Source organism: Vibrio sp. STUT-A11 (genome assembly GCF_026000435.1).
Classification (GTDB): domain Bacteria; phylum Pseudomonadota; class Gammaproteobacteria; order Enterobacterales; family Vibrionaceae; genus Vibrio.
The window spans coordinates 908,458-921,616 of sequence record NZ_AP026763.1 but is presented as its reverse complement, the minus strand read 5'-3'; the positions used below and the strand labels follow the sequence as shown (position 1 = coordinate 921,616).

General features: G+C 47.1%; 9 protein-coding genes and 1 pseudogene. 3 read left to right on the top strand and 7 right to left on the bottom strand.

Translation table 11 applies throughout. The annotated features are described in order from the left end of the window. Positions 1-4: 4 nt before the first annotated feature. The gene (locus OO774_RS04335) at positions 5-1,018 is read right to left on the bottom strand and encodes an aspartate-semialdehyde dehydrogenase (protein WP_264905016.1); all 1,014 of its coding nucleotides are present in this window, start codon (positions 1,016-1,018) and stop codon (positions 5-7) included. Then, positions 1,015-2,148 (bottom strand): 4-phosphoerythronate dehydrogenase, encoded by a 1,134-nt coding sequence (locus tag OO774_RS04330; protein ID WP_264905014.1) that lies wholly within the window; start codon positions 2,146-2,148, stop codon positions 1,015-1,017. Before OO774_RS04330 ends, OO774_RS04335 begins: the two co-directional genes overlap by 4 nt. A gap of 479 nt (positions 2,149-2,627) precedes the next feature. On the opposite strand from OO774_RS04330, the gene OO774_RS04325 reads away from it, so the two are divergent. Continuing rightward, positions 2,628-4,547, top strand: coding sequence for an ABC transporter substrate-binding protein (locus OO774_RS04325; RefSeq protein WP_264905013.1), 1,920 nt, complete (start codon positions 2,628-2,630; stop codon positions 4,545-4,547). 248 nt (positions 4,548-4,795) lie between these two features. Here the strand turns inward: OO774_RS04325 and OO774_RS04320 are convergent. From OO774_RS04320 to OO774_RS04305, 4 genes and pseudogenes are all read right to left on the bottom strand, one after another. Then, positions 4,796-4,951, bottom strand: a pseudogene (locus OO774_RS04320) (L-fuculose phosphate aldolase); the annotation flags it as partial. Positions 4,952-5,053: 102 nt separating this feature from the next. Further along, complete coding sequence (gene fucU, locus OO774_RS04315) at positions 5,054-5,488, bottom strand: L-fucose mutarotase (protein ID WP_264905010.1); 435 nt, start codon at positions 5,486-5,488, stop codon at positions 5,054-5,056. A 7-nt stretch (positions 5,489-5,495) separates the two neighbouring features. Further along, positions 5,496-6,527, bottom strand: coding sequence for a glycoside hydrolase family protein (locus OO774_RS04310; protein ID WP_264905008.1), 1,032 nt, complete (start codon positions 6,525-6,527; stop codon positions 5,496-5,498). 38 nt (positions 6,528-6,565) lie between these two features. Continuing rightward, positions 6,566-7,318, bottom strand: coding sequence for a DeoR/GlpR family DNA-binding transcription regulator (locus tag OO774_RS04305; RefSeq protein ID WP_264905006.1), 753 nt, complete (start codon positions 7,316-7,318; stop codon positions 6,566-6,568). Between the two features lie 332 nt (positions 7,319-7,650). On the opposite strand from OO774_RS04305, the gene OO774_RS04300 reads away from it, so the two are divergent. Next, entirely contained in the window at positions 7,651-9,474 is a 1,824-nt protein-coding gene (locus OO774_RS04300; RefSeq protein WP_264905005.1) for an alpha-L-fucosidase, read from the top strand. Between the two features lie 229 nt (positions 9,475-9,703). Here OO774_RS04300 and fabB read toward each other — a convergent pair whose 3' ends face one another. After that, on the bottom strand, positions 9,704-10,915 hold the full coding sequence (gene fabB, locus OO774_RS04295; RefSeq protein ID WP_264905003.1) for a beta-ketoacyl-ACP synthase I: 1,212 nt from the start codon (positions 10,913-10,915) through the stop codon (positions 9,704-9,706). A 129-nt stretch (positions 10,916-11,044) separates the two neighbouring features. Here fabB and mnmC point away from each other — a divergent pair, with 129 nt between their 5' ends. Then, positions 11,045-13,063, top strand: coding sequence for a bifunctional tRNA (5-methylaminomethyl-2-thiouridine)(34)-methyltransferase MnmD/FAD-dependent 5-carboxymethylaminomethyl-2-thiouridine(34) oxidoreductase MnmC (mnmC, locus tag OO774_RS04290; RefSeq protein ID WP_264905002.1), 2,019 nt, complete (start codon positions 11,045-11,047; stop codon positions 13,061-13,063). The last annotated feature ends 96 nt before the right edge of the window (positions 13,064-13,159 follow it).

Genomic DNA, 13,159 nt, shown 5'->3' with positions numbered 1-13,159 from the left:
AAGCTTAGTAGTAATCGCGAATAAGCACTTCTGCAATTTGCACGGCGTTAGTTGCTGCGCCTTTGCGTACATTGTCCGCAACCACCCATAAGTTAATCCCGCTGTGATGGCTGATATCGTTACGGATTCGACCAACCATTACGTGGTCTTTACCGCCCGCATCGCGAACTTGAGTCGGGAAATCTTCGCCGTGGAATACTTCAACACCCTCAGTTTGCTCAAGTAAGTTAATCACTTCTTGCGCATCGATTGGTGCGCGCGTTTCAACATGAAGTGCTTCTGCGTGGCCGTAGAACACTGGCACACGAACACAAGTTGGGTTTACCGTAATACCTGGATCATTGAAGATTTTTTGCGTTTCCCACACCATTTTCATCTCTTCTTTGGTGTAACCGTTATCCATCATCTGATCGATCTGTGGAATACAGTTAAACGCGATCTGCTGTGAGAATTGTTTCGTTTCCGCAGGAAGGCCGTTAAGCAACTTAGCTGTTTGACCTGCCAATTCATCAATCCCCGCTTTACCAGCGCCAGAAACAGACTGGTAAGTTGAAACGTTGATACGCTCAATACCTACTGCGTCGTGGATTGGTTTTAGTGCAACCAACATTTGGATAGTCGAACAGTTAGGGTTTGCAATGATGTTACGGTTACGGAACTCTGCAATGGCTTCCGGGTTTACTTCTGGAACCACTAATGGAATGTCGTACTCGTAACGGAAGTGTGACGTGTTGTCGATAACAATCACACCTTCATCAGCGGCAATTGGCGCCCACTTTGCGGATAGATCACCACCAGCAGAGAATAAACCGATGTGTGCTTGTGACCAGTCAAACTCTTCTACGTTTTGTACGCGTATGGTTTTACCATTAAAGCGGTAAGTCTTGCCTTCACTACGCTCACTCGCCAAAAGGTACAGTTCACCTACTGGAAATTTGCGTTCTTGAAGCACTTCTAAAATTGTTTCACCGACCGCACCGGTCGCGCCTAAAATGGCAACATTATATTGTTGGCTCATTGACTTACCTCAATCTGAAAACCTAGTTCTACTAATGGTGCAAGATTGCAAGATTCATTACCCATTAGAGTGACAGCGCTGTATTCACGGCGATCCCAGTAATTTTTACGCATCAGGTCAAAAGCACCTGGCTTACCGATTTCGCGACGGAAAAGAGCGTCATCTTTACGCACATCATAGATTAACTGCGTGATGTTATGCAGTGTTGCTTCATCCCATGCTCTGTCCAACATCATGGTTGGCACTGGCGCGGTTGGCAATAAATCGCTGGCATGCGCACGTAATTCGTTATTTAAGAACTCACAGTAGCTATTGAAAATCATTGTTGTACCGCGAGCTTTCCCTTCCAGACCATAGCCTGCAACGTGAGGGGTGGCGAATGCTAGCAGAGGCAGAAGCTCCATATCAACCTCTGGCTCAAATTCAAATACATCCAGAGCCGCAGTGAAGCCATCATTTTTCTGTAATCGGTGCTTTAATGCGCTGTTGTCAACAATTGGACCTCGCGCGGCATTGATAAGGATCTGATCTGCACGTAGACCGTTTAGTACCGCTTCATCAAACATATGATGGGTTGGGTACTTGCCGTCTTTAGTAATCGGCGTGTGTACGCTGATGATATCTGATGCTTCAATCAGTTCTGCAAGTGGCGTAAAGCTACGCGGGTCACCCTCTTCTTGCTTGAACGGATCGTTAAGCAGCACTTTGATGCCCATGCCTTTTAAGCATTTTTCCAAGTAGCTGCCAACCTGCCCTGCTCCGATAATCCCGACGGTTTTATCAAAGACAGAGAAACCTTGTTGCTGAGCCAATACCATCATGACGCTGAACGCATACTCTGCAACACCAACTTTGTTACAGCCCGGCGCTGCCGTAAAGAAAATACCTTTTTCTTTTAGAAGTGATTGATCAACATGATCCATACCTGCAGTCGCGGTACCAACAAATTTAAGTTTGTTTGCTTTACTGATCAGCTCCGCATTGACCTTGGTAACAGAGCGAATCATAAGTGCATCAACATCAATCAGATCATCAGCCGTCAGTGAGCGGCCCGGTTTTAGAATCACTTCACCGATCTGGCTGAAAAGTTCTTCAGCGTACGGCATATTTTCATCAACAATAATTTTCATAGCGCCAGCGTTTTAAGATCCATTTTTAAAAATTGCAGTGATTGTGCCTTTTTCCCGAGAAATCTCAAGAAATATACCCAAATGACTTCCAGCCCCTGTCGAAGGAGAGCGTGAGTTTGTCACAGCTCATCAATGGATAGTTACGAGGTAAAACATTTTTTGATAGAAAGGATTGAGCCTAATTTTGTTAATTTGGACCATTCGCGGCCCTATTTTCCATTGCCCGAATAAACTTAACCACCCAGTAAACGGGCAAAAATAAATAAGGGTGGGCATGAAAGATGGGTCTATTTAACCTTTTTTTGAGAGAATACTCGCAGAACACCTGTCGTTCCACTGCATTACAATCAGGCTCTAATAAATTAGTTGAAACATCGTTTCGGAATGTTTGATTAAGCATCATTGCTAACCCATTCCTTGGCGAACACGGACAACCCGTGACTGTACTTTCGACGTGAAATAAATAATAAAGGTGCCCTGTGAAAAATACTGCCCTCCCCCTCTTTGTTACCCAAGTTGCAGCAAGTGTTGCGCTCGCAATCTCCTTTTCCAGTCAAGCGACCACATATGATGAAGCGCCGCAATTAGCGGAATTAGTTAACAACGGTACGCTGCCAACAGTGGAAGAACGGCTACCAGAAAACCCGTTGGTGGTTGAACCGATTGAATCTATCGGCCAATACGGTGGGGAATTACGACTTCTGGGTCTGAAGAGAGATAATGGCCACCGTATGCGTATGCTCAAATATGACAACCTGTTCAACTTCAACCGCACTTACACTGGCATTGAACCAAACCTAGCGACTAGCTACACGGTTAACAAAGAGCTGACCGAATACACCATCACCCTGCGCAAAGGCGTGAAGTGGTCTGATGGTCACCCATTTACCGCTGAAGATATCGCCTTTTATATCGATCTGATGAACCGTGACGACTGGTCTGGTAACCGTCCGTTTTTTGCCCGTAATGTAGGCGACGCCAAAGCAGAAGTGCTCAACACCAATACTATCAAGTTCACCCTGTCTAAACCAGACGGTATGTTCATCCGCAAGCTGGCCAACACCGACGGCTCCAACATCGTTCAATTCCCTAAACATTATTGCCAACAGTTCCTGCCCGAATTCAACAATAAGGCCGAAGCAAGAGCCAAGGAAGCAGGCTTTGATAGCTGGCAGCAATACTTCCAGACCAAGTGCCGCGCTCACTACTTCTTTGAGCACTACACCAACCCTGATCGCCCAACAGTTAACGCCTGGAAAGTGAAAGTAATCCCGGGACCGGAAACTCAGTACGCAGTTTGGGAACGTAACCCTTACTACTGGATGGTGGATACAGCCGGCAACCAGCTGCCATATTTAGACCGTGTATTCTTCTCCTATTCCGAGAACAAAGAAGAGATGATCTTACGTGCAGCGGCCGGTGAGACCGACTTCCAAACACGCCATATCGGTAAATCAACCTATCGCTCCATGATGATGGAAAATGAAGAAAAGGGTGACTACAAATACGATTTCCGCCCTAGCGCCAGCATGAACGCCCTAGTCCTACCTCTTAACCAAACGCATAAAGATCTGGTTAAGCGCGAACTGTTTAGAAATAAAGATTTCCGCATCGCTTTGTCTCACGCTATTGACCGTGATGCAATCAGCGAAACCATGTATTCGGGCGTAGTAAAACCTTATCAGGCGGCACCGTCTGAAGGTTCCGCTTTCTATGATGAAGAGTTCGCCACTCAATTTACTGAGTATTCCCCAGCTAAAGCCAATCAAATGCTAGACGCGATCGGCTTGAGTAAACGTGACGAAGACGGCTATCGCCTGGATAAAACAGGTAAGCGTATTCGTATTGAGGCCTTGATGAATCAAGCTTTTGTAGGTGAGCAAACTGACATCCTTGAGCTGGTTAAAAATGACTGGCGCGACGTGGGTATCTTCCTGGATATCCGCGTTGTTGAAGGTTCATATATGCAAACGCAACGTCTCGAAAACAACTACGACCTATTGCCGGCTGGCGGCGATGGCGGTATTGGCATAATGGATACGTTCGCGAACTATGCGGTGCAAAACCCTGCCTCTACCTGGGGTGTTGGTTACTACTACTGGATGAGCGACAAAAACCATGCAACTGCGGTTGAGCCACCCGCACATGTGAAGAAGCAAATAGAGCTATACAGAAAAATGGGTGACACTGCTTCTCAGGGCGAGCAAAACAAGCTGATGGAAGAGATCATCCAGATCTCTAAAGAGAACTTCTACACCATCGGTACAGTATCTGCTTTGGATGAAGGCGTTGTAATCAAAAACAATGTACGTAATAGCGATACAGTGGTGCCTGAATCTTACTCCATCGGCTCTCCTGGCCCTATGCGTACTTCGCAGTTGTGGAAAGAGTCAAAATAAGATAACTAAAGTATGAAAAAAGCCGGCCATGCCGGTTTTTTTGTATGTAAAACCAATAGATGCTCCTAGGGCGATTGCGAAGGGACCATTTGCAGTTCATCTGCAGATTTATTAGTAGGGAGGAATAAAGAAAGATAGCTACACCATGTGGCGCACGACGTGATTTGACAGAATTAAAATAGCCGCCACTAGGGCGGCTAAATCTACTCAAAAGGGAGTTGAGAAGCACTCCCTATAAAAAGTCGGTATTACTCAACTCTCAAGCCATAGAACTTGAATTTATCCAGCACAACGGCAAGCTCTTCATCCGACAATACCGGCACATTATCGGTAGTTGCCAGCAGTTTGACGTAAAGTTCAGCCAACACCTCAGACTCATGAGCCAACCACAGCGCCTTCATAACGCACGCTGACATTGCCCGCTGTGCCCTGATTCAGACCCAGACGGTTCATCTCCAGACAAGTATCAATAATTTGGATAGCGCTACTCTGTTCATTGCTATTAGCTAAACGTCTGTAACGCCTTTTTTGATGATAATATTGCCGTATTTGGCCGTTTCTCCGCTGAGAACAACGGCATAACATTGCTTAACGCGTTCATAGAAAGTGAACCGTTCCATTCGCTCTATGTGATGTGTTTCTACCTGCGTTGCACTATTCAGTGCTTGTAGATAACGAGCCTCAACCTGGGGATCTAAGGCATCCCCAGGTACGGCCTGCATCATCACGAGAGGCTGCTCAACGTATTGATCCAGCTGAAACAGCGGTGCGATGCCCGTCAGCAGAGTGTCTACCGTCACACCATCTGCGCGGATCACTTTGCTGCAGAAGGAATGGGCGGGAAAGTGCGCATCTGCCAATAAGATTTCGTCACCATGGCCCATTTCCGCCAAAGCGGCTAGAAGCGAGGGGCTGATCGCAGGATGAATACCCTTTAGCATCTATTACTCACTTTTTCTTTAAGGGAACAGCCTGATTCCAGGATCTTGTACCGTTGTTAAAGCCGCCGGGGCCGTCCATTGCCGCAAAAAACAGAGTGGTCACTACTCCATCCTCCACCAACGGGAAAGGTCTTTCCATCTGCCCCAGAACACCCTCGCAGCTGTCCCGCCACTGCACCTGCTTGGAATAGGCCAAAGGATCTTCATCGAGACGCCAATCGAGGCCATTGTCTGAATGGCACAAAATACCCGCGTGGTGCTCACCGCAAATCGAGCTGCCCATATCTTTCGCCAGCATGTGATAGCCGTCGTTATCCAGCCAGATGGATGGATCTTCAATTTCACCCACCTTATCCGGGCCAAAGATCGGCTCAGAGTTTATGACCCTGTATGGTCCCAGGTAGTGGTCGGCCTTGGCGATGCCGATCGTCATCCTGCCGTGGACATCCCCATCATAGGCACGGGCCTTAAACATCAGCAGTACACTGCCGTCGTCGTGAATGATCGGCGACGGGTTGGAGGTCAGGAAACTGTAAAAGGTGTTTGGCTTGGTCGGTAAAATTGGGCTGTCAAACCTTTGCCAGGGACCGTAGGGGCTGTCTGCCACCGCTACACCGACTCTCTTGTTGCTGCGCGCCACAACACAGTGCTTGCCCGTAACGTCGGCATCATCGCCGTCCGGGAAAGGCTCAAACGGGTGAGTAGAGCCCATATAAAAGAGAATATACTTCCCCTTATGGCGGAATATTTTGGGATTATGCGCCGACTGCCCGTCCCAAAACTGGGCGCCCCGCTTGCCCAGGGCGACATCGGAGAAGACATAAGCACCGTCGGCACTGTCCGCCACAGCATGCACAATCTCACTATCCGTGATCCAGGTGGTGAAAAACGGCTTTTTCTTGCTCCAGCGGGAAGCAAACATATGGTATTTGCCGTCGTCTCCTTTCACTACGGAGCTGCCCCATATCCAATAATCATCCATAGAAAAGCCGCTATCCGGGTCCAGCTCGCCTATTCTCTCTAAAATACTGTTTGTCATATCATTCTGCTTTCGTTGTTTGTTTTATGTCGGTTAGCTTATCCATCAATAATTAAAACCTGGTTTTTCTTCAGGCACTGCCGTAACTTACTGGTTACTCGGCTATCACTGATAAAGATATCTATCTCTGTGGCGTCACAAATCTTGATCAGCCCCTTCTTGCCTATTTTGCTCGTATCGGCAAGCAGTACCACCTGAGCCGCGCAACCCAGCATGCGACGCTTGATGGAGGCATTCAGTTCGTTAGATTCCCAGACCGCTCCGTTTTCATCGACTCCACTGCAGGACAGTAAAACCACATCCAGATTCAGGCGGGACAATGCCTGTTCAGCAATGGGGCCGTGAAAGGCAGAGTATTTGACGGAAAAACTGCCTCCAGTGACAATGACTGACACCTGTTCTTTTGATGCCATACTTTGCATTATGCCAGTGGAGTTGGTTACCAAAGTGCAAGCCATATTCGGCATCTGTCGAGCAACATGCAGACAGGTAGAACTGGCATCCATTCCAATGACGCTTCTCTCGATAAGGTAGTGCTGTGCGTGCTTTGCCATCACATTCTTAGCTTGTGCGTTTAACTTCTGTCGTGAAGAGAATGTCTGGCCTATGTCACGTGTCTGCAGGCTAACTGCACCACCATGGGTACGGCATAACAGATTGTGTTTTGCTAGGGTATTTAGATCGCGGCGTATAGTCTCGACAGAGACGCCGTACTTGCCAGCTAACTCCTCAACCTTAACCTCACCTTGCTTTCTGACTTGATCAACAATGTAATTATGTCTGTTGTTCATTCTCTAAACATCATTTAATGAAACATCATTTCAATAGAGCAGATGTTAAGTTGAAAATTATAAGCACAGCACACGTTCAAACTGTTTGTGCGATTAATATCACGCAAGTCCGGGCAAAGTGGGCATTTGGGTTGAAGGATTACAATGAGTTAATGACTGATTTAAAGTGGTAATGTTTAAAACGGGCATGAATGTGCATTAGATAAGACCGTATTTACAGCAACGAACCAAAGATAGCGTGAGAAAGCTCACATCTAAATGCATCCAACTCAGTTGAACCAGGCAAACCAATTATTATGAAAAGCGATTTCATAATAATTGATAGGTGTATCATGACCAAGCCCACAGCAGGTGAACTGACAGGAACAAGCAGCCAGGCTACCAGCCAGTTGGACAATCGCAATGCCTTTACTGGCGTCAGTAAGCAGGGGCTGAACCGATGGAAAAAAAATACCTTTGGTATGTTTATCCACTGGGGACTTTATTGCCACCGGGATCTGGCCGGGTATTATCAGGGACAATACTACGACATCATTAGCGAATGGCTGCCGCACTTTGCCCGTATTCCTATGCATGACTATAAAGGGTACGCTTCTAGCTTTAACCCTACCGAGTTTGATGCCGATCAGGTAACGGCATTGGCCAAAGCAGCCGGAATGAATTATCTGGTTGTCACTGCCAAACATCACGACGGGTTTGCCATGTATCACAGCCCATCACATCCATTCAACATCACGGACGCTACACCGTTTAAACGCGATCCGATCGCTGAACTCAGTCACAGCTGTTGTCATAAAGACTTGGATTTTGGCCTCTATTATTCACATGTGATCGATTGGGAGAACGAAAATGCGGTGACGAAAGCCCCCAACGACTGGGATTTCAACCCAGCCCAAGCTAACTATCAGGAATACTGGAATAACAAGTGTGTACCTCAGGTTAATGAGTTGCTCGAAAAGTACGGAGATCTGTGTTCTCTGTGGTTTGATATGGGAGGCTTTGATGTACAAGAAGAAGCTGACCACGTACGTCGGATCGGCGACCTGATGGCATTAATCCGGAAAAAACAACCTGATGCTGTGGTTAACAGCAGGGTTACGGCACCGGAATGTGAGTACTTGTTGGATTGGGATATCAAAACCGGTCACGACAACTATATGGAGCCACTTTATATCAAACCATATTACTGGGAAGGCATAGCTACCAGTAACGACAACTGGGGTTATAGCCACAACGACAATAATACCAAATCCAGTAAGGATCTGATAAACCAGCTATGTTCCGTAGTCAGTCGGGGCGGCAACTTTCTGCTCAATATAACCCTGGATCATAACGGGCGTATTCCACATCCCCTTGTACGGTTACTTAGTGAGATAGGCCAATGGATGCAGGTAAACCAGGAAGCGGTGATCGATACCGAAGCTACCCCGCTGCAAACCGGTTTCAACTGGGGTGTGGTAACGCATAAACCAGACACCAGTAAGTTGTATCTCCATGTGCAGCGTCAGCCTGAACAAAACGTTATCTGCTTACATAGCCTCAACAATCGAATCAAACAGGCACGATTGCTCGATAATCAAATCAGTGGGCATGTTTCCTATTTGCAGAAAACAGACACCGATACGGGCATTACTGCTAGCACCCTCAACCTGCAACTCGAGCATAATTATGATCTGATGCCTCTAGTGATCGAGCTGGAGTATGAAGGAGAGTTGGATATTAACCCTATCGTACATCAGGACCGCCTGGCCAAAGTGCGCCTGGATACACTCAATATCGTTCATTTTGATCCTGTCAAACTCAATTACCGCTGGACCTTCCAAATCCAGCGCCCAGGCTGGTTCGCCTTAGATCTGGTTTCGCTGGAAACCATGCATCATAAAGATCCGTTATGGGTGCACAACGGTAAAACTGGTCGCGTAAGTTGTGCAGATCAGTCCTGGCCGTTTGAGCTAAACCTCGACAAAACAGATGCTAACGATGCTCAGGTACCGTGGAAAAACGTACACAGTCGCTTAGGCGAGATGTATTTTCCCCAAGCCGGTGAATATACACTGGAAATCAGCGAGTTGCCGCTGGCTATCGATCAGTCTGAAAAATATGGTCACGATTACATTAATCTAGAATATCTACAGTTGGGCCCCCGCTTGGCGTGAGCCTGAAATTTGCTGATAACTCGGTGAGGTGTGGCTCTTATTACACAAAATAAAAAGCCCGGCATTAAGCCGGGCAAAGTTCCAGAACAAAAGGATCTTATCCCGCTCTCCATGGGATAAAGTCTGCGTCTGTTCGACCAGTTAGACTGATCAAGCCCTGGAAACTGGTTGTTGGAGCTCACACCGTATGGTGATTTACCCCAACAATTTCGATTAGCTTGGGTACTGACTAACCTTGGTATTTCTTGATAACTAGCGTTGCGTTAGTACCGCCAAAGCCAAAGCTGTTTGACATTACGGTATCGATCTCTGCATCACGAGTTTCAGTCACGATATCCAGACCTTTCGCTGCTTCATCCAAATTTTCAATGTTGATGCTTGGAGCAATGAAGTGGTTGTCTAGCATTAGCGTTGAGTAAATCGCTTCGTGAACACCAGCCGCACCTAGTGCGTGACCAGTCATCGCTTTTGTCGCAGAGATTGCAGGGCTGTTTTCACCAAATAGCTCTTGAATCGCGCCAAGCTCTTTCACATCACCTACAGGCGTAGAAGTACCGTGAGTGTTGATGTAATCGATGTGGTCAACGTCTTGCATTGCCATCTTCATACAACGTACCGCACCTTCACCTGATGGCGCTACCATGTCGTAGCCATCAGAAGTCGCGCCGTAACCTACGATCTCACCGTAGATTTTCGCGCCACGTGCTAGAGCATGTTCTAGCTCTTCGACAACCAGCATACCGCCGCCACCAGAGATAACGAAACCGTCACGGTCAGCATCGTACGTACGAGATGCTTTTTCTGGAGTGTCGTTGTACTTGGTAGAAAGTGCGCCCATCGCATCAAACATCATCGTTTGAGACCAATCTAGCTCTTCACCACCACCCGCAAATACGATGTCTTGTTTACCAAGCTGGATTAGCTCCATCGCGTGACCGATACAGTGTGCAGACGTCGCACAAGCTGAACTCATGGTGTAGTTCACACCACGAATTTTAAATGGCGTAGCAAGACATGCAGAAACAGTAGAAGACATGGTACGTGGAACCATGTATGGACCAATACGCTTCACGCCTTTCTCACGCATAGTATCTGTTGCGATTGTTTGGTTTAACGCAGAAGCACCTCCGGAACCCGCAACGATACCTGTGCGATCGTTAGAAACTTGATCGTCGGTTAGGCCTGCGTCTTCAATTGCCTGCTGCATTGATAGGTATGCATAAGCAGCCGCATCACCCATAAAGCGCATCTGTTTACGGTCGATGTGCTCCGCTGGGTTGATTTTTAGATCACCCCATACTTGCGAACGAAGACCGTGTTCTTTGAACTGCTCAGATGCAGTGATGCCAGATTTGCCCGCTTTAAGAGACGCTAGAACTTCTTCGACGTTGTTACCGATACTTGAAACAATACCCATACCGGTGATTACGACTCGTTTCATTATGACATTCCTATAATTCAAAAATCTGCTAGATAATAACTAAGATAGTCAACAAAAGTGGTCAGCTTTCCTATAAATTCGTACAATCGTCCTATTGTTACCGCGCCAAATCACAAAATTACAATCAATATGACTTCAATAAAAAACGCAGAACTGGGTTGGAACGAATCTGGTACGCCTGTTTCTGACCAATTTGATGATGTTTACTTCTCTAACGTAAACGGTCTTGAAGAGACACGCTACGTTTTCCTCAAAAAAAATCATCTCCCAGAAAGATGGCAGGAATTTGACCAAAGGCGCTTTATTATCGGTGAAACCGGATTTGGCACTGGATTAAACTTCCTGGCGGTATGGCAGTGGTTTAATGAATTCCGTCGTGAAAATCCTGATGCGACATTAAAAGAGCTGCATTTTGTCAGCTTTGAAAAATATCCTCTCAGCCGGGCTGATCTTAAAAAAGCCCATCAAGCGTGGCCAGAGCTGGCGGAGTACGCAGAGAAGCTGCAAAAGCACTACCCCGCCACCGTACCAGAGTGCCACCGAATCGTATTAGAAGATGGCGCAATCACCCTCGACCTTTGGTTTGGTGACATCAAAGACTGCATGCCACAAGTACCTTACGGTGAAGCAGGCTTAGTTGATGCCTGGTTCCTTGACGGTTTTGCACCAAGTAAAAATCCAGAGATGTGGAATCAGAATTTATTCAACGGCATGGCAAAACTGGCTAAGCAAGATTGCACTGTCGCGACATTTACTGCAGCGGGTTTTGTACGTCGCGGCTTGATCGAAGCTGGCTTTAATATGACGAAAGTAAAAGGTTTTGGTACCAAGCGGGAAATGATTGCTGGCTCAATGGAACAGCGACAAATGCACTCAAATCACTTGCCATGGTTTAACAGAACGGCGGCAAGCAAGCCTGATTCAATCGCCATCGTTGGTGGCGGTATAGCCAGCGCAGCCCTAGCAAAAACGCTGAGTCGACGTGGTCAAAACGTCACACTGTATTGCAAAGATGCTCGACCAGCAGAAGGGGCATCAGGCAACCGCCAAGGCGCCGTTTATCCACTACTTAATGGTCCACATACCGGCGTATCGCGTGTGTTTGCTCCGGCATTTCTATTTGCGCGTCAGTTTGTCGAGCAAGCGGCGGAAGAGATAAGTTTTGACCATGACTGGTGTGGCGTAACCCAACTAATGTGGGATGAAAAATCCACGGCCAAGTTAGAAAGAATTTTAGAAGGCAACTTCACCCCCAAACTCATCCAGAAGCTTTCAGCACAAGAAACGGCTGAAGCTATCGGCTTACCTATCGATATGCCTTCAGTGAACTACCCTTTGGGCGGTTGGCTTTGTCCTGCTGAGTTAACTCGTGGGCTGATCGCTCAGCTTGAAAAAAATGACAATTTCGAAGCCAAGTTTGAACACAAAATCGACGCGCTCACCTGGAATGAAGAAAATCAAAGCTGGGCACTAACATCGAATGGTCAAAACTTTGAGCACTCGACAGTCGTGATTGCCAATGGTCATGAGTTCCAAACTTTGCGCCAAACCGCCGACCTGCCAATGGGACAAGTGAAAGGTCAGGTGAGCCACGCACCAGCAACAGAAACGTTATCTAAGCTGAAAACGGTACTTTGCTACGATGGCTACATGACGCCAGTAAACCCAAACAATCAACATCTGTGTATTGGCGCGAGTTACGATCGCAGCCACTTAGATTGCGAGTTTGATCCGCAAGCGCAACAAGACAACGCAGACAAACTCATCAAATGCATACCCAATCAGGCGTGGGTACATGAAGTCGACACAACGGGCAACTTATCACGCCAGGGGATTCGCTGTGTGAGTCGCGACCACCTGCCATTTATTGGTAATGTAAGTGATTTTGAGGCGATTAAAAAGCAGTACGCTGACTTGCAAGGTAAGAAGGAAGAGGAAGTCGAAGCGATTCACCAGTTCCCTAACCTGTTTTGCTTTTTAGGGCTGGGTTCTCGCGGATTGAGTTCTGCGCCACTGATGGCGGAATTGCTGGCTTCACAAATTTGTGGTGACCCTCTGCCACTGCCTGTAGAAGTGTTAGCTGAATTGCATCCAAGTCGGATGTGGGTGCGGAAACTACGCAAAGGCAAAGCGATTACTGAACTTTAGGCAAGTGAAGGTAGTGACGAAAAAGCGTGGCCGGGAATCTCTTACTAACGAAGTTGGGAGACTTGCTACATAACCACGCTTTATCTCGAAGGAAGG

What these genes read in the sequence shown, in the direction of transcription:
- fucU (WP_264905010.1), bottom strand. Translation starts at nt 5,488, where the DNA reads ATGCTAAAGGGTATTCATCCTGCGATCAGCCCCTCGCTTCTAGCCGCT.
- OO774_RS04310 (WP_264905008.1), bottom strand. Translation starts at nt 6,527, where the DNA reads ATGACAAACAGTATTTTAGAGAGAATAGGCGAGCTGGACCCGGATAGC.
- OO774_RS04300 (WP_264905005.1), top strand. Translation starts at nt 7,651, where the DNA reads ATGACCAAGCCCACAGCAGGTGAACTGACAGGAACAAGCAGCCAGGCT.
- OO774_RS04305 (WP_264905006.1), bottom strand. Translation starts at nt 7,318, where the DNA reads ATGAACAACAGACATAATTACATTGTTGATCAAGTCAGAAAGCAAGGT.
- OO774_RS04330 (WP_264905014.1), bottom strand. Translation starts at nt 2,148, where the DNA reads ATGAAAATTATTGTTGATGAAAATATGCCGTACGCTGAAGAACTTTTC.
- OO774_RS04335 (WP_264905016.1), bottom strand. Translation starts at nt 1,018, where the DNA reads ATGAGCCAACAATATAATGTTGCCATTTTAGGCGCGACCGGTGCGGTC.
- mnmC (WP_264905002.1), top strand. Translation starts at nt 11,045, where the DNA reads ATGACTTCAATAAAAAACGCAGAACTGGGTTGGAACGAATCTGGTACG.
- fabB (WP_264905003.1), bottom strand. Translation starts at nt 10,915, where the DNA reads ATGAAACGAGTCGTAATCACCGGTATGGGTATTGTTTCAAGTATCGGT.